This window comes from Pseudoselenomonas ruminantium (assembly GCF_900113715.1).
GTDB classification, from domain to species: Bacteria; Bacillota; Negativicutes; order Selenomonadales; family Selenomonadaceae; genus Selenomonas_A; species Selenomonas_A caprae.
Map to the genome: position 1 here is coordinate 1 of NZ_FOQK01000009.1, position 16,264 is coordinate 16,264.

Below are 16,264 nucleotides of genomic sequence, written 5' to 3' on the forward strand. Positions count from 1 at the left end.
TCTTCTGTATAGTTTTGAGTGGACATGGTTCATTCAATCAAATATCTGGTGACGCTGGCTATGTGGTTCCACCTGTTCCCATACCGAACACAGTAGTTAAGCACATATACGCCGAAAGTACTTGTCTGGAGACGGACTGGGAGGATAGGGAGTTGCCAGTTAAGCAAAAGACATCCGTATGGCGGGTGTCTTTTTTTCATCCATTATGTTATAATACACTTTGTGACTATATATATATTGGGGACTCGCAGTTATGAGTAATGTATATGTTTTGGTAGAGCACTTCTACGAAAGCGATTTCAACTATGATATGATCTTGCCTCAAAATGTCGTCGAGAAATATTTGCGCCGCAAGGCTTGGCAGGGGGCTGATGACGAGGAACTCAGACGGATTTGGGTACTTATCTCGCTGTTGCTTTCCTATGTTGAGCAGCTGCATCTCTACTCGCTGGAGTCATTGACCATCAATGATCTTCACGAGGTGATTTACCGCTATGCGCAGGACGACAAGGAATTTGTGCTGGAAGAGGCGCCAGTGATGAAAATCGTGGCGCTTATTGAGGATTTTTTCAGCTTTGCCTGCAAGAATAGTCCTAAAGAGGATCTGCGTTCGTTCTTGCACGATGTGAAACAGTCCTTTTATCTGCAGAAAAACTTTGTCATGCCGCCGCGTCGCATGCAGGACGAATTCTATAATTCCTTGGAGCATCAGGACGAGGTTTCCGATGAAGACATGCAGCAGCTGAATCAGATGATGGATGCCCTGCTGCATCGCATGGACGATTTTTTCCAGCAGGCGAAGTATCGTTCCGATATGGACCGGGCCATGACAATGTTTGTGGGGCCGGATGGTGATACTTACAGCAGGCTGCCGGAGGAAGACCAGCAGTCCTTCTGGATAGGCTTCTGGGATTTCTTCCTGTTTGATTATCATATGCTGGCCTCGGATGAGACGCCGATCCGTTTTTACTACCGCCTGGAGAAAGAGAATCTGTCGGCGGCGGAATGTGATATCTTATTGGATCTGATGCAGGCAAAGTTTGGGATCTATGCACTCGATTATTATGATGTCGATTTTGTTTCCTGCCATAATCTGCTTACGGATGAACCCATAGAGCTGCCGATGCCGATCTTGATGGATGGCGGCATCGATGACTGCCTGTTGTATGGACATGTCCACAACAAGGGTGTCATGATGCTCAACTATGTTACGATACTTCCTGCCAGCCGCAAGCTGCAGCGGCGGATGCGCCAGGAGATCTTCAAGCAGTACGAACTCTTCAAATACCAGCAGCCTGAGGCCACCCTCGAAGCCTTTCTAGTCCGTGAGGCAGGGGCTGTGCGCCATACGATGAATATCTTGGCGCATTTCGCGCAGCTCAACGTTGTACCGAACCATGTGGTCAAGCCGCCGGTAAAGCGGACAGGAAATGTGATCTGGCAGCTGTCAGAGGAAGATCGCCGGGGGCTGGTGCGCTTCTCCTTGAAGTTTGGCATCAGCAAATATTCGGCCCAGCTTGTCTGCCGTTTGTTTTCGGACTATATCGCTGCCTTGGGGCAGGCGTATGAGCTGGTCGATAAGTCGGTGCTGGTTACGGCGGTGTTCCTGAAGTTTGCGGAGATCAATGGCTCTGATGTTGTTTCGGTCCCTGAGATCGTCAAGTTTTTAGGCACGTCGGCAGAGGATGTATTTGCTTGCATGGATGATGTGCGGGTCCAGCTGGGGACGGTACGGTTCGATCCCAGGTACCTGACAGAGGAAGGTTTTATCCGCTCCCTGTATTGGGAATAGTATATGTGATGCCTTTTCATGGAGGTGTACGTGAATGGAAGATAAGAATCCACAGGTTCGCGTCATGTCGAATTCCGAACGAAATGATTATGATGGTGTAACCATTGATGAGAATACTGGTGCTGAAGAGGCACCGAAGCAAGATCCGTATCAGCGGATTACGTTCCACACGCTGAGCTGGAAGGATCTCCTTTTCAGCAATTCCACCTGGCTGACACGGATCGCTATCGTGTTGGTCCTGCTGGCGGTGGCAGGCATTTTCGTCTTTGCCGTCATGCCAGTGCTGCTGGTCTTGGCTGGGGTAGGCATTGTGGCATGGCTGCTGATGAATTTCATTTTTCATTGAGCATATAAAAAAGACAGGCTGTTGAGGCCTGTCTTTTCTTGTATCTGCAAGGAAAATCAGATATGGAATTTTGTTTTGATGCGTTCCACGGCGCGCAGTGTATTCTCGCGGTTGCCGAAAGCCGTGAGGCGGAAGTAGCCCTCGCCGCAGGGACCGAAGCCTGCGCCTGGCGTGCCGACGATATTGACTTCTGTGAGCAGCTTGTCGAAGAAGTCCCACGACGGCATATCATTCGGGGTCTTGAGCCAGATGTACGGAGCATTGACGCCGCCATAGGCTTTGATGCCGGCCGTCTCAAGTCCTTCGCGGATGATGCGGGCATTTTCCATGTAGTAGCCGACGAGCTCTTTGACCTGCTGCTGGCCCTCCGGCGTATAGATAGCAGCAGCGCCGCGCTGGACGATGTAGGCCGTGCCATTGAACTTCGTCGTATGGCGGCGGTTCCAGAGCTTGTTGAACTCAACAAGCGTGCCGTCAGCAGCGCGGCCCTTGACCGTCTTGGGGATGATCGTATAGCCGCAGCGCGTGCCGGTGAAGCCGGCCGTCTTTGAGAAGGAGCGGAACTCGATAGCGACCTCCTTGGCACCTTCGATCTCGTAGATGGAACGGGGAACGTCATCTTCTGTGATGTAGGCTGCGTAGGCAGCATCGAAGAGGATGACAGACTGGTTTTCCCGTGCATAGTCTACCCATTTCTTGAGCTCGGCGCGTGAAAGCGTCGTGCCCGTCGGATTGTTCGGGCAGCAGAGATAAATCATGTCAACACGCTCGGCCGGCAGGGCAGGCGCGAAGTCGTTGCTGGCGTCGCAAGGCAGGTAGGTCACGCCCTCGAAATGACCGTCTGCCTGCAACGTGCCCGTGCGGCCAGCCATGACGTTGGTGTCAAGATATACCGGATATACAGGATCCGTGATGGCGACTTTGTTGTCAAGGCCGAAGATCTCCTGGATGTTGCCGCAATCGCTCTTGGAGCCATCGCTGACGAAAATCTCATCGGAATCGATATGGATACCGCGCTGGGTATAATTATGCTCGATGATGGCATCAGTCAGGAAGGAATAGCCCTGCTCTGGGCCATAGCCGCGGAACGTATCGGCATGGGCAAGCTCATCGACGGCCTTGTGCATGGCCTCGATGCAGGCTGCTGGCAGCGGCTGGGTAACATCGCCGATGCCGAGGCGGATGATGTCTGCCTCAGGATGTGCCTCCTTGAATGCCGCAACCCGGCGTCCAATCTCGGCGAAAAGATAGCTTCCTGGCAATTTCAGATAGTTATCATTAATAGATGCCATAAATAAAACCTCCTGAAGTATGTGTTTACTAATATAACTTTTTAGCATATTATAACACATTAATATGCATTCTCAATAAATAAATCGAAATTTTTTTCTTTGCTTGATTTAGTTTGCTCTTTTGTAACTGAGTATGATTAATGATACTTAAGTTAAGATAAATGACAATAATCATTAAATAATTTTATAATAAATAGTATTTACTTATAAAATTACTTTGTAGTATAATAAGCAAGGGTTAGACCGAATGTATCACAGTTGGCACTTTTCTGAATAGTTGATAAAATATTTTTTATGGAAGCAGGAAATATGAAGGCTATGCAGAATTAGTATGCCAAGGGGGATTCGATACAATCGATCTAGATGTTGTGTCGGTCTTATCTATGGTTGAGTAGGGAGCTTGACAGTTAGGTAAGGCAATGGGCACGGAAGAGTTTTTGTGTTTATTTTTTTAGGAAGGGGAGTTTTCACTATGGAAATGCTTCTTGGTTTTCTGGTGCTGCTCGCATGCTTGATTGTTGGCGTGCGTCATGGCGGCATCGGCCTGGCTGTTGTCAGTGCTATCGGTCTTATCATTTTCACGTTCGTGTTCGGCTATCAGCCGGGCAAACCGCCGGTTGACGTAATGCTCACGATCATGGCGGTTGTTACCTGCGCCGGCTTCCTGCAGACGTCGGGTGGTCTTACGGTCATGCTGAAGTACGCAGAGAAATTCCTGCGCAGCAATCCGAAACGCATCACGCTGTATGCGCCAATCACGACTTGGCTGCTGACGATCCTCTGCGGTACGGGCCACGTTGTTTACACGATGTTCCCGATCATCTATGATATCGCCATCAAAGAGGGCATCCGTCCGGAGCGTCCGATGGCTGTTGCATCGGTTTCCTCGCAGATGGGTATCAGCGCATCGCCGGTATCGGTTGCACTGGTCGGCTTCATCGGTTTCTTCTCCGCTGCTGGCCTGCCGTACACGGTACTGAACCTGCTCATGGTTTCGATTCCGGCTACGCTGTGCGGTGTAATTGTTGCCGCTATGTACAGCTATTCCCGTGGTAAGGATCTGGAAGACGATCCGGAGTTCCAGGAACTCATCAAGGATCCGGAGGCTAAAGAGTACGTTTATGGTGATACGGAAAGTCTCATCGACAAAGATCTCCCGTCTTCGTATTATCATGCGATGTACATCTTCTTCATCGGCATCATCGTCATTGCCTTCCTGGGCAATAACCCGCAGCTCCTGCCGCATTTCCCGAATGCTAAGGGTGTCATGAAGGCCATCTCCATGACGACGGTCATCCAGATGATCATGCTGTTCATGGGTGCGATCATTCTCTTCACTTGCAAGATCAAGGCAAAAGATGTTGGCAACAGCCAGGTATTCCGTTCTGGTCTGGTTGCAGTCATCTCGGTATACGGTGTTGCCTGGATGGCAGATACGTACTTCTCCAACCATATGGCATTCCTCAAGGAAGTCCTTGGTTCGGCTGTACAGACCTATCCGTGGGCATATGCACTGATTGCCTTCTTCACTTCGAAACTCGTTAACTCGCAGGCAGCTGCTGTATCTATCGTTGTCCCGATGGCTTTGGGTATTGGCACCGATCCGGTTGTCATCATTTCCTTCATCTCGGCAATCTATGGTTACTTCTTCCTGCCGACTTATCCGTCTGACCTTGCCTGCATCGGTTTTGACCGTTCGGGTACGACGAAGATTGGTAAATACATCCTCAACCACAGCTTCATGATCCCAGGTTTGCTGGGCGTATTCACGGGCTGCTGCGTTGGTTATGTACTGGCTCATATTCTCTATTGATCGATTGCTGGATAGCAAAGAAAAAGATGACATTGAAAAATGTCATCTTTTTCTATATGAGGACTGTTGGAGGTGCAGGCTTTGATGAAGGATTATGAATTTCACTATGGACATGGAACCAAATCATTCCAACTCGATGAGGAAAAGGTACTCAAGGTCATTGAGATGCCTAAGGTGGAGCCGCTGACGGATATCTCCCAGGCAGTGCTGGATGCCATATACCATCCGATCGGCCAGCCGCCGATCGATGAGGTCATCAAACCCGGCGATACGGTGACATTCATCTGCAATGACCCGACGCGGGTTGCCAATAGCTTTGATTTCATGCCGGTGCTCGTCAATGAGCTGAATCGTCTCGGGGTGCCCGATGCCAATATGCAGATTGTCTTTTCACTGGGCACGCATCGCTTGATGACCCAGGAGGAAATGGAAGAAGGTGTGGGCAAGGAGATTGCAGGCCGTCTGAAGATGTTCAACAGCGACTGCAATGTGCCGGAGGATTTCGAGTACTTTGGCACGACGAGCCGGTTCACGCCAGTGCTGATCAATAAGCATATCTGCCACAGCGATCATGTGATCCTGACGGGAACCATCGTGCACCATTATTTCAGCGGCTATGGCGGAGGTCGCAAGGCGGTACTGCCGGGCTGTGCGGCGATGGAGACGGTCCGCAAGAACCACAGCTTCATGATGGACCCCAATGCTGGCCTGGGACGTACTGAGGGCAACCCGGTCTATGAGGATCAGATGGAGGGTGTGGCCCTTTGGGCGAAGGGGCGCAGTGTCATCCTGTTCAATGCGATCCTCGATGCAGAGCACCGTTTCCTGCGGATTTTTGCTGGCGACTATATCAAGGCACATCAGGAAGCCTGCAAGTTTGTCGATGAAGTCTATGGCGTGCCGATCGCTAAGCAGGCAGATATCACGATTGCCAGCTGCGGCGGCTATCCGAAGGACATCAATGTCTATCAGATGCAGAAGACGATGGATAACGCCGTGCTCGCGACGCGTCAGGGCGGTGTCGTCATCTTGTTGGCGGAATGCGAAGAGGGAAGCGGTAGCAAGGTCCTTGAGGATGCCTGCCGCGAGCTCAAGACGGCCGATGCAATCGAGGCCAAGCTCAAAGAGCGCTTCGTGATCGGCGCCAATAAGGCCTATGCGGTCACACGCCTCACGAAGAAGGCCCATTTCATCCTTGTGACGGGGCTTGACCGGCAGCTGGCCAAGGATATGTTGTTCGACGGTGCTGTCGACACGGTGGCAGAGGCGCTGGAGCTGGCCCGTCAGTATGTGGGCGATGATCCCCGCTACATATTGATGCCGACTGGCAGCCTGACGGTGCCGTTGTTGGCAGAATAAGCCTAAAAAATGGCTGTGACAAATCCGTTTGTCACAGCCATTTTTTAGGCTTCCTGTTTCTTTTTGAGCAGATCCTTGCAGAAGTCAATGAAGGACTGGGCAGCCTTGGAGATGTAACGATCTTTCTTCCAGGCGAGGCCGACATCGACATAGATGGGATCGGACAATGGAATAGCCTTGACACCCGGTGTGTCTTCGACTACCATATCTAAAAGGAAAGCAACACCGACGCCGCTGGCGACAAGACCCTTGAGCGTGATGACCTGGTTGGATTCCAGCACGATGTTCGGGGTGATGTTCTCGGCGCTCATCTTGGTCAGGATGGTCTGGCGCAGGAAGGAGCCTTCCTTCATCATGACGACATTCGCGTCGGCGACATCCTGTAGCGAGAGCGTCTTTTTCTTGGCGAGGGGACTGTCTTCCGGCACGCAGCAGACGACCTGGTTCTTGGACATCGGCAGCAGCTGCAGATGGTTGGAAGCACCCGAGATGATGATGATGCCGAAATCAAGCTCGTCACGTTCAAGCTGCTCGCGGATCGACATCGAACCTTCTTCGTGCATGAAGATATCGAGATGTGAGTAGCGTCGCTGGAAGCTCGAGAAGATTTTCGGGAACAGGTAAGCACCCATCATTGGTGGGATACCGATCTTGATGGTGCCTTTCTGCAGCTGTTTGTAGTCATTGACTTCGAGAACCGCATCTTGGATGTTGCGCAGGGCAAGTTCGACGCGATTCAGGAAGACCGCGCCTTCGGGCGTGAGGGACAGCTGCTTCTGGCTGCGGTCGAAGAGCTGGATGCCGAGTTCAGCCTCCAGTTTCTTGATGGCCACCGTGATGTTTGGCTGAGAGACACGGAGCCGTTCGGCAGCCCGGGTGATATTTCGCAGACGGCTGGCCATCTGGAAATATTCAAGTTGTCGTAATTCCATGTTATCGCTTCTTTCTGTATAAACTAGTCTTATTATATTTTTATTATACCATACTTTTGACAAATATATGATATGATAATGAAAATTTATCATGAAAAATAAAATTTTTTTTATCGCAGGAGCAGTAGGATTTTTACTATTCACATGGAATTATAATAGTGTATAGTAGTAGATGTAGCGAGATTTGGGATTTCATTCCAAGGAATCAACGGAAGATATTGGAAGAAATAGGAGGGCTTTTATTTTGGAAATTTCAACAGTCATAGGTGCAGTAGGCGGTCTTATCTCCGTATTCGTAGGTATGATCATCAAGGGTGCACCGATCAGCTCATTAAACAACCCGGCAGCATTCCTTATCATCATCTGCGGTACTTTCTCCTGCTTGTTTACAGCGTTCAATATGAATCAGCTGAAGAAGCTGCCTGGACTGGTCAAGATGGTTTTTTTCAAACCGGCACTTCACGAGAAGGCAGAGCTGCTGACTCTTTTCATTGAGCTTTCCCAGATTGCCCGTCGTGAAGGTATCCTGGCTTTGGAGAGCAAGGTACAGGATATTGATGATCCGTTCTTCCGGACGGGATTGAGCATGGTCATCGATGGTATGGATCCGGACTTTGTCGGCGATGTATTGGATGCGGAGCTGGCAGTCATGCAGGAGCGTCATGCCGAAGGCCGTGCGATGCTGGAGCAGGCTGGCCTGTATGCTCCGACCCTTGGTGTATTGGGCGCCGTTATCGGCCTTATCGCAGCCTTGGGTAACTTGAACGACGTCAATAAGCTGGGGCACGCAATCGCCGCAGCATTCGTTGCTACGATCCTCGGTATCTTCACCGCATACGTTGTCTATCTGCCGATGGCCAACAAGCTGAAGCTCCTGTCCAAGGCTGAGGTCAGCGAGAAGCGCATGATCATCGAGGGTATCCTTTCTCTGCAGGCCGGCGATTCGCCGACGCAGATCGAGGCGAAGCTCATGGTCTTCATTCCGCAGAGCGAGCGTGAAGGTTTGAAGAAGGAGTGATTTGATGGCTAGAAAGAAACATGCTGCGCCTCATGAGGAACATGAAGGCGAGCCGTGGCTCCTGCCGTATTCTGACCTTATGACACTCCTGTTGGCACTGTTCATCGCCCTGTTTGCTATTTCCCAGACGGACCAGAAGAAGATGTCCGAGCTGTCGCAGGCTTTCAGCTCGGCGTTCAACATGGGCGGCCCTTCGTTTTTCAGTCAGATGGGCCCAAATGCTGGCCGTCGTGCCGAGATGCCCTCCGACGAGGACAAGGGTAATCACGCGTATGTGGTAGAGAACCAGCAGCTCGAGGAGTTGCAGAAGAAAATGCAGGAATATATCGACCAGAACCAGCTGGACGATCAGCTGAGCACGGAGCTCAGCGAAGAAGGGCTTATGATCCGCATCAAGGAACGGGCCTTGTTCCCGTCGGGGTCAGCACAGCTGGTCGGTCAGGCACAGTCCATCATCCCGGTGGTAGCCGGGCTTTTAGGCTCGGTGCCGGAGCGCGTGGTCGTATCGGGACATACGGATAATGTTCCTATCAATACGGCGCAGTTCCCGTCCAACTGGGAGCTGAGCTCGACGCGTGCGATGAATTTCATGAAGGCCTTGCTGGCCAACAACCCGTCGATGAATCCGGCGCGCTTCAGCGCTATCGGCTACAGTGAGTATCGGCCGCTGGCGGACAACAAGACCGATGAGGGGCGGGCAAAGAACCGCCGTGTAGAGGTGTTCATTGCCCGCAACTACCGGTTCAATCCGGACGAGAAGTCCGGTGGCAAGACGGAGCAGCCGGATACCGGTGCGGATGGCATGCCTACCAGTGGCACGACGAATCATATCCCGTCGACATCTGGCTCGGCTGGCAGTTCGATCGCAGGAACTTCATACTGATCTCATGAATCATGACAAGTCGGCTTACGGGTCGGCTTGTTTTACTATGGAAAGGAAATTTGTTGTATAATGGTAGTTGAGGTGATGAGGCATTGATACGGGGAATTGGCACAGATATCGTTGAGGTGGCGCGGGTGGCAAAGGCAATCGCCAATCCGCGGTTCTGTGCGCGGGTCTATACGGCGGCAGAACAGCAATACTGTGAGAGCCGTGGTGCCCAACGGGCCCAAAGCTATGCCGCGCGCTTTGCGGGCAAGGAAGCTGTGCTCAAGGCGTTCGGCACCGGCCTGCGGGAAGGCACGCTGCAGGACATCGAGATCCTGCCTGATGCGCTGGGATGCCCGCAGGTCAGGCTGACCGGTCATTTTGCAGGGCTGGCACGGGAGCGGGGAATCGCTAAGGTATGGATCTCCCTGAGCCACACGAGGGAATATGCAACGGCACAATGTGTGATGGAGGAAACGACATGAAGGTATCATTGAAGGCAGAGATGCGCAATATCGATAAGCTGACGGCAGAGAAATACGGGCTGCCGGCGCTGGTGCTGATGGAGAATGCCGGGCATAGGACGGCTGAAGCAGTGGACAGACTGCTGGCAGGTGTGGCGGCAAGGAATGTCTGCGTGCTGGCTGGCAGCGGGAACAACGGCGGCGATGCCCTGGCGGCGGCGCGGCACCTGCACAATATGGGAGCGAAGCTCAAGGTCTTCCTTGCGGGGGAGATGGCGCATTTCTCGCCGGCAACAGCGGCGATGCATAAGGCGCTCAACGCGATGGGCGTGGAGATGCATGTCCTGGAGAGTGACCGCGATTGGGACCGGCTGCATTTTGCCTTGAAGTTCACGGAGGGCATCGTGGATGGTATCCTTGGTACGGGCTTTGAGGGCGAGTTGCGCAAGAAGACGCTGCGCCTGATCGAAGAAGTGAACAGTGCAGGCAAGCTGGTGCTGTCCATTGATATCCCCAGCGGCGTCGAGGCGGATACGGGCCGGGTTCCCAGCGTGGCTGTGCAGGCGGCAGCTACGCTGTCGCTGGGGCTGCCGAAGGTGGGGCAGCTGTTGAGCCCTGGCGCAGAGTTCACGGGCCAGCTGCTGGTCGATGATATCGGCATCCCTGGTGAGCTGCTGCAGGATGCGGCAATCAAGCAGGCCTTGCTCGATGATGCGATGGCGGCGGGGCTGCTGCCGCCACGCAGCCGGGCTGCCCATAAGGGCAGCTGTGGCCGCATCCTCGTGGTCGCCGGATCCCATGGCATGACGGGGGCAGCAGCACTGGCCGCTTCGTCGGCCCTGCGCGCTGGTGCTGGCATCGTGACGCTGGCTGTGCCGCAGAGCGTGCATGATATCCTGGAGACGAAGCTCACCGAGGTCATGACCGTGCCCTTGGCAGAGACGAAGGAGGGCATCCTGGGCGGCGAAGAGGCGCTGGGGCAGCTGCTCTCGCTGGCTGAATCCTATGATGCAGTCCTGATTGGGCCGGGGCTCGGGCGGGCGGCAGAAACATTGGAGCTTGTACGCCTCTTTGCTGCCCGTGTCAGCAAACCGCTGATTCTTGACGCTGATGCGATCTATGCGTTTAGCCGTCAGCCAGATGATCTGAGCCGGCTGCCGCAGGTGCCGGTACTCACGCCGCATCTCGGCGAGATGGCTGGCCTGCTGGGCGTGACGGTGCCAGAACTGCGGGAGTCCCTGCTGCCGATTGTCCGCGAGGCAGCTGCGGAGTATCAGTGTGTCTTCGTGGTCAAGAGCGAGTGCACGCTGGTCGCATATCCGGATGGGGATGCGTTCTTCACGACGAAGGGCAATGCGGGTATGGCGACAGCGGGCAGCGGCGATGTGCTGGCAGGAACGATTGCGGGGCTCATGAAGCAGACGGAAAGCGGGCTGGCCCCGCTGCTGGGTGTCTACCTCCATGGGCTCGCGGGCGACCTGGCAGCAGAGGCGAAGGGCGAGGCGCTCATCGCGTCGGATATTCGTGAGCACTTACCGGCAGCCCGGATGAAATTGCGGGAGATGCAGTATAAACAATAAACGAATGTGCGCGCAAGGAATACGGAAATAAAAAAATGATGCAGGAAGTGGATAAAAAGGCACTTTACATATTGACATCTGTATAGCTGAGGACTAGAATATAGTTACTTTGATAAAAGAAAAGGGGCATGAACATGGCAAATGTAAATGTTGACTGGGCAAATCTTGGATTCAGCTATCAGCCGATCACGAAACGTTATGTAGCAAACTACAAAGATGGCAAATGGGGCAAAGGCGGACTCACGGAGGACGCCAATGTCGTTATCAATGAGTGCGCAGGCATCCTGCAGTATTGCCAGGAAGTATTCGAAGGTCTTAAGGCATATAAGACGAAAGATGGCAAGGTCGTGACGTTCCGTCCGGACCAGAATGCCAAGCGCATGGTGGATTCGGCCAAACGCCTCGTGATGCCGCCGGTCCCGGAGGAGATGTTCCTCGAGGCTGTCGATCAGGTGGTCAAGGCGAATGCTGATTGGATCCCGCCGTATGAGACGGGCGGTGCGCTGTACCTGCGTCCGTACCTGTTCGCTACGGGCCCGGTCATCGGCGTCAAGCCGGCTGATGAATATCAGTTCCGCCTGTTCGGTACGCCGGTCGGTTCGTATTTCAAGAATGGCATCAAGCCAATCACGATCTGCGTCAGTGATTTTGACCGTGCTGCCCCGCACGGTACGGGCAACATCAAGGCTGGCCTCAACTATGCCATGAGCTTGCATCCGTATATCCTGGCCCATGAGAATGGCTATGATGAGAACATGTATCTCGATGCAGCTACGCGCACCTATGTCGAGGAGACGGGCGGCGCTAACTTCCTGTTCGTCACGAAGGACAACAAGATCGTCACGCCGAAGTCCGATTCGATCCTGCCGTCGATTACGCGCCGTTCGCTGGTGATGCTGGCAGAGAAGCTGGGCTATACGGTCGAGCATCGTCCGGTCAAGTTCACCGAGCTCAAGGATTTTGCTGAGGCTGGCCTTTGCGGCACGGCTGCCGTCATCTGTCCGGTCGGCAAAGTCGTGAACCATGGCGAGGAAATCTGCTTCCCAAGCGGCATGGAAGAAATGGGCCCGGTACTCACGAAGCTGTACCACGAGCTCCGTGGCATCCAGATGGGCACCATCGAGGCGCCGGAGGGCTGGATCCGCGAGATCAAATAAGCGCATAGAAGTTTTTGGCAAAGACCTGCTGGCTTTCAGCAGGTCTTTTCTGTTTTTTCAGTTTGTTTTAAGACTTTAGTACTAAAATTTTTTAGCGGTAACAAGGAATTCTTTATCAAGAACACGAATAGTTTTTATGATAGGGAGACAAGATAGTAAGTTAGGGAGTTTTGCGTATGCCGTTTGATATAACCATGCCGATACAATTTCATGGAATTTTGTCGACCATCGGCTGGTTCGATGTGCTCGATATTATAATTGTGGCCGTGATCCTGTATAAGATCTATGTGATGCTCAAGGACACGCGGGCCATCACGCTGGTCAAGGGCGTGCTGGTGCTGCTCGTGGTGACGCTGATCTGCAGCTGGTTTGAGCTGCATGTCATTTCGTGGCTGCTGCAAAAGACTGTGACGCTCTTGTTTGTCGCCTTGCCTATCGTGTTCCAGCCCGAGCTGCGGCGCGCACTGGAGCATCTGGGACAGGGCTCTTTCTGGGGGGCGCAGACCTTGCTCAATGATGAGCAGGCGCGCTCGGTCGTCAATGAGCTCACCAAAGCGGTCAAGCAGCTGTCGGCGACCAAGACAGGCGCGCTGCTGGTCATCGAGCGCGATATGGGCCTTAACGACATCAGTGCGACCGGCATACGCATCGAGGGCCTGATCTCGGCGGACTTCCTGCTCAATGTATTCATCGTCAATACGCCGCTGCATGATGGTGCTGCCGTGATCCGCGGCAACCGCCTGATTGCAGCAGGCTGCCTGCTGCCCCTGACCGAGAACCGGTCGCTGTCGACAGAGCTGGGCACGCGTCATCGCGCGGCCATCGGCCTGTCGGAGCAGTGCGATGCCTTGGTGGTCGTCGTCAGTGAGGAGACCGGAACGATTTCGGTGGCCGAAAATGGCCATATCATGCGTCATCTCGACATCGACACGCTGCGGGCGGTGCTCATGCCGGCCTTTGCATCACCGCAGGAAAGCATCCGGGATATGGTGCGAAATTGGAGGAAGAAGAAATGATTTCAACGTTTCGCCATATGATACAACACAATCTGGTCGCCAAAATCGTGGCCGTGGTATCGGCTATCGTGCTTTGGGGCTATGTCATGAATGACCAGAATCCGGCCATCGAGAGCAGCTTCACCGTGCAGGTGCAGCTCCGCAATGCGCCGGATGGCTATAAGATCACGCAGGGGACGCCGACGGTGAAGGTCAAGGTACGCGCCGCGCGGTCGCTGTTCGTGAACAGTTCGGCAGAGGACTTCAAGGCGTATGTTGACCTCAAGGATGCGGAAAATGGCAAGCATTCCTATAAGGTCCATGTGGAGACGCCGCAGGGCTTTGAGGTCGTCGAGGAGAATCCGGGATCGATCGATGTGACGCTGGACCGCATCATCGAGCGGCGCGTGCGGGCGACCATCAACGTCAATGGTGTCCCGGCACCAGGAGTCACGGTGGCCAAGGTGAATCAGGCCAGCTCGAAGGTAGTCATCGAGGGGCCGGAGTCAGCAGTCAATGAGGTCGACCGCGTGATCGGCTATATCGGTCTCAATGGCAATAACGACAGTGATTTTGCCTTGCAGGTACCGCTGACGCCGATCAATGTGGATGGCCGTGAGGTACAGGGCGTCACTGTGAATCCGACGTCCATGTATGTGACCGTACAGATGGCGCGCGGCCTGCGGACGAAGATCGTCACGGTCAAGCCGGCCTTGACGGGCAGCCTGAACGGTGAGCTGGAACTGGTCAGCGCCAAGGTAGACCCCGTCAAGATCGAGATTGCCGGCGATGAGGCCAAGACCAGCACGGTATCGTCCCTGTCGACAGAGCCGATATCGCTGGCTGATGTGACGAAGAATATGGATAAGACGGTCAAGCTCATCCTGCCGGATGGCGTGACCGTCACGAATCCGGACGTAGTAGTCCATCTTGTCGTCAAGGCGAAAGAAGATAAGTGAATAGATATTGGAGTGAAGGTTACAAGTGATTCGCATAAGAAACTTTCAGGTCCCATTCACCGATGCGACCTGCTTGGAGGAACTTGCAGCCAGACGCTTGAAATTACCACCGCAGGCTGTGCTTGCGGTGGTAATTGTGCGTAAGGCTGTAGATGCGCGCCGTTATCATGGGGCGCCGGTGCAGTTTGTCTACGTGCTCGATGTAGCAGTAGCAGAGCCGGAAAAGAAGGTCTTGCAGCGCCTCAAGCGCGACAAGAACGTAGAAGTGGTCAAGAGCGAAGCGGCGCCGGCGCCGGCCCTGCGCCAGTTCACGGGCAGGGAGCTGCGTCCGGTGGTGGTCGGCTTCGGCCCTGCGGGCATGTTTGCGGCGCTGACGCTGGCCAAGGCAGGCTGGCAGCCCCTCGTGCTGGAGCGTGGTCAGGATGTCGATACGCGGCAGGCTGATATCGAGCGGTTCTGGCAGGGCGGGGCGCTCAACGTGCAGTCGAATGTGCAGTTCGGTGAAGGCGGTGCCGGCACGTTCTCGGATGGCAAGCTGACGACACGCATCAACGACGTGCATATGCAGGATGTCATCGAGGCGTTCATCACAGCGGGGGCTCCTGAGGAAATCCGCTACCTGCATAAGCCGCATATCGGCACAGATCTCTTGCGCGGCATCGTCAAGAACATCCGGCAGGAAATCATCCGGCTTGGCGGGCAGGTGCGCTTTGGCGCTCAGGTTACGGATATCGAGCTCACGGCGGCCGGGGCTGTTGAGGCGCTGATCGTCAACGGCGAGGAGCGGCTGCCCGCCGCATCGGTATTCCTCGGCATCGGCCATTCGGCCCGCGATACGTATAAGATGCTGCTGGGCAAGGGCATCCGCATGGAGGCCAAGCCCTTTGCCATGGGCGTGCGCATCGAGCATCCGCAGGAGTTCATCGACAGGGCGCAGTATGGCGAGGATGCCGGTCATCCGCGCCTGCCGGTCGCTGATTACGCACTGACCTACAAGGACCCTGTGACGGGCCGTGGAGCGTACTCGTTCTGCATGTGTCCGGGCGGGCAGGTCGTCGCTGCGACGTCGGCTGAGGGACATGTCTGCACGAATGGCATGAGCAATTATAAGCGCGATTCGGGCATTGCCAACAGTGCGCTGCTGGTGCAGGTGGGCCCCGACGATTTCGGGCAGGAGGTGCTGGCGGGCATGGCCTTGCAGGATAAGCTCGAGGCACTGGCCTTCGAGCTGGGTGGACGCAACTACCATGCCCCCGTGCAGACGGTGGGCGACTTCCTGGGGGGCACGTCAGGCTCCACGCAGTTCCTGACGACGCCGACCTATCAGCCGGGGGTCAAGGCCGTGGATTTGCACGCGTTGCTGCCGGATTATATGGCGCAGACGCTCACGGGAGCTCTGCCGTGGTTTGACCGCAAGATTCCGGGCTTTGCCGACAAAGGAGCGGTCATGACGGGCATCGAGGCGCGCTCGTCGGCGCCCTGCCGTATCCGCCGCGACCGTGTGAGCTTTGTGGCTGAGGCCACGCCGGGTCTCTATCCGATGGGTGAAGGGGCAGGCTACGCAGGCGGCATCATGAGTGCGGCTGTTGACGGAATGAAAGCGGCACTTGCATTTTTAGACAAAAATGTGCATACTATTAAGAGTTGATACTAAATAGCGATTTCTTATTGCGAAATAGGAGGATATTA

At 54.3% G+C, this 16,264-nt stretch carries 14 protein-coding genes and 1 rRNA gene; 13 read left to right on the forward strand and 2 right to left on the reverse strand.

Annotated elements, in window-relative coordinates; translation table 11 throughout:
- The first annotated feature begins 44 nt into the window (after positions 1 to 44).
- The 3 genes from rrf to BM181_RS05990 all read left to right on the forward strand — a co-directional run bounded on the left by rrf (position 45) and on the right by BM181_RS05990 (position 2,138).
- A 5S ribosomal RNA gene (rrf, locus tag BM181_RS05980) occupies positions 45 to 161 on the forward strand.
- 92 nt (positions 162 to 253) lie between these two features.
- Positions 254 to 1,792 (forward strand): hypothetical protein, encoded by a 1,539-nt coding sequence (locus BM181_RS05985; protein ID WP_075442904.1) that lies wholly within the window; start codon positions 254 to 256, stop codon positions 1,790 to 1,792.
- 34 nt (positions 1,793 to 1,826) lie between these two features.
- Positions 1,827 to 2,138 (forward strand): hypothetical protein, encoded by a 312-nt coding sequence (locus BM181_RS05990; RefSeq protein WP_075442906.1) that lies wholly within the window; start codon positions 1,827 to 1,829, stop codon positions 2,136 to 2,138.
- A 56-nt stretch (positions 2,139 to 2,194) separates the two neighbouring features.
- Here the strand turns inward: BM181_RS05990 and BM181_RS05995 are convergent, their stop codons facing one another.
- Positions 2,195 to 3,430 carry an LL-diaminopimelate aminotransferase gene (locus BM181_RS05995; protein ID WP_075442908.1) on the reverse strand — a complete coding sequence of 412 codons (1,236 nt, stop codon included), beginning with the start codon at positions 3,428 to 3,430 and terminating at the stop codon, positions 2,195 to 2,197.
- A gap of 472 nt (positions 3,431 to 3,902) precedes the next feature.
- Between BM181_RS05995 and BM181_RS06000 the strand changes: the two genes are divergently transcribed.
- Both BM181_RS06000 and larA read left to right on the forward strand, forming a co-directional pair.
- Positions 3,903 to 5,243 (forward strand): anaerobic C4-dicarboxylate transporter, encoded by a 1,341-nt coding sequence (locus tag BM181_RS06000; RefSeq protein WP_075442910.1) that lies wholly within the window; start codon positions 3,903 to 3,905, stop codon positions 5,241 to 5,243.
- An 84-nt stretch (positions 5,244 to 5,327) separates the two neighbouring features.
- Positions 5,328 to 6,602 carry a nickel-dependent lactate racemase family protein gene (gene larA / locus BM181_RS06005; protein ID WP_075442912.1) on the forward strand — a complete coding sequence of 425 codons (1,275 nt, stop codon included), beginning with the start codon at positions 5,328 to 5,330 and terminating at the stop codon, positions 6,600 to 6,602.
- Positions 6,603 to 6,646: 44 nt separating this feature from the next.
- On the opposite strand, the gene BM181_RS06010 is transcribed toward larA, so the two are convergent.
- Positions 6,647 to 7,534 (reverse strand): LysR family transcriptional regulator, encoded by an 888-nt coding sequence (locus BM181_RS06010; RefSeq protein ID WP_075442914.1) that lies wholly within the window; start codon positions 7,532 to 7,534, stop codon positions 6,647 to 6,649.
- 244 nt (positions 7,535 to 7,778) lie between these two features.
- Between BM181_RS06010 and motA the strand changes: the two genes are divergently transcribed.
- The 8 genes from motA to BM181_RS06050 all read left to right on the forward strand — a co-directional run bounded on the left by motA (position 7,779) and on the right by BM181_RS06050 (position 16,223).
- Positions 7,779 to 8,552, forward strand: coding sequence for a flagellar motor stator protein MotA (gene motA, locus BM181_RS06015; protein WP_075442916.1), 774 nt, complete (start codon positions 7,779 to 7,781; stop codon positions 8,550 to 8,552).
- A gap of 4 nt (positions 8,553 to 8,556) precedes the next feature.
- Entirely contained in the window at positions 8,557 to 9,435 is an 879-nt protein-coding gene (locus BM181_RS06020; RefSeq protein ID WP_075442918.1) for a flagellar motor protein MotB, read from the forward strand.
- Between the two features lie 92 nt (positions 9,436 to 9,527).
- Positions 9,528 to 9,905, forward strand: a complete 378-nt coding sequence (gene acpS / locus BM181_RS06025) for a holo-ACP synthase (protein WP_075442920.1) — start codon at positions 9,528 to 9,530, stop codon at positions 9,903 to 9,905.
- Entirely contained in the window at positions 9,902 to 11,464 is a 1,563-nt protein-coding gene (locus BM181_RS06030; RefSeq protein ID WP_075442922.1) for an NAD(P)H-hydrate dehydratase, read from the forward strand. The genes acpS and BM181_RS06030 overlap by 4 nt, the downstream gene beginning before the upstream one ends.
- Positions 11,465 to 11,598: 134 nt before the next feature.
- A complete protein-coding gene (locus tag BM181_RS06035; protein WP_075442924.1) occupies positions 11,599 to 12,621 on the forward strand; it encodes a branched-chain amino acid aminotransferase in 1,023 nt (340 codons plus the stop codon).
- A 176-nt stretch (positions 12,622 to 12,797) separates the two neighbouring features.
- Positions 12,798 to 13,637 carry a diadenylate cyclase CdaA gene (gene cdaA / locus BM181_RS06040; protein WP_075442926.1) on the forward strand — a complete coding sequence of 280 codons (840 nt, stop codon included), beginning with the start codon at positions 12,798 to 12,800 and terminating at the stop codon, positions 13,635 to 13,637.
- Positions 13,634 to 14,575, forward strand: coding sequence for a CdaR family protein (locus BM181_RS06045; protein ID WP_075442928.1), 942 nt, complete (start codon positions 13,634 to 13,636; stop codon positions 14,573 to 14,575). Before cdaA ends, BM181_RS06045 begins: the two co-directional genes overlap by 4 nt.
- Positions 14,576 to 14,600: 25 nt before the next feature.
- Positions 14,601 to 16,223, forward strand: coding sequence for an NAD(P)/FAD-dependent oxidoreductase (locus BM181_RS06050; RefSeq protein ID WP_075442930.1), 1,623 nt, complete (start codon positions 14,601 to 14,603; stop codon positions 16,221 to 16,223).
- Positions 16,224 to 16,264: the final 41 nt, after the last annotated feature.

Excerpts from the sequence above, each read along its gene's own strand:
- BM181_RS05990 (WP_075442906.1), top strand. The coding sequence starts at position 1,827 with ATGGAAGATAAGAATCCACAGGTTCGCGTCATGTCGAATTCCGAACGA.
- BM181_RS06010 (WP_075442914.1), bottom strand. The coding sequence starts at position 7,534 with ATGGAATTACGACAACTTGAATATTTCCAGATGGCCAGCCGTCTGCGA.
- BM181_RS06000 (WP_075442910.1), top strand. The coding sequence starts at position 3,903 with ATGGAAATGCTTCTTGGTTTTCTGGTGCTGCTCGCATGCTTGATTGTT.
- BM181_RS06020 (WP_075442918.1), top strand. The coding sequence starts at position 8,557 with ATGGCTAGAAAGAAACATGCTGCGCCTCATGAGGAACATGAAGGCGAG.
- BM181_RS05985 (WP_075442904.1), top strand. The coding sequence starts at position 254 with ATGAGTAATGTATATGTTTTGGTAGAGCACTTCTACGAAAGCGATTTC.
- BM181_RS06045 (WP_075442928.1), top strand. The coding sequence starts at position 13,634 with ATGATTTCAACGTTTCGCCATATGATACAACACAATCTGGTCGCCAAA.
- BM181_RS06030 (WP_075442922.1), top strand. The coding sequence starts at position 9,902 with ATGAAGGTATCATTGAAGGCAGAGATGCGCAATATCGATAAGCTGACG.
- BM181_RS06035 (WP_075442924.1), top strand. The coding sequence starts at position 11,599 with ATGGCAAATGTAAATGTTGACTGGGCAAATCTTGGATTCAGCTATCAG.
- cdaA (WP_075442926.1), top strand. The coding sequence starts at position 12,798 with ATGCCGTTTGATATAACCATGCCGATACAATTTCATGGAATTTTGTCG.
- larA (WP_075442912.1), top strand. The coding sequence starts at position 5,328 with ATGAAGGATTATGAATTTCACTATGGACATGGAACCAAATCATTCCAA.
- BM181_RS05995 (WP_075442908.1), bottom strand. The coding sequence starts at position 3,430 with ATGGCATCTATTAATGATAACTATCTGAAATTGCCAGGAAGCTATCTT.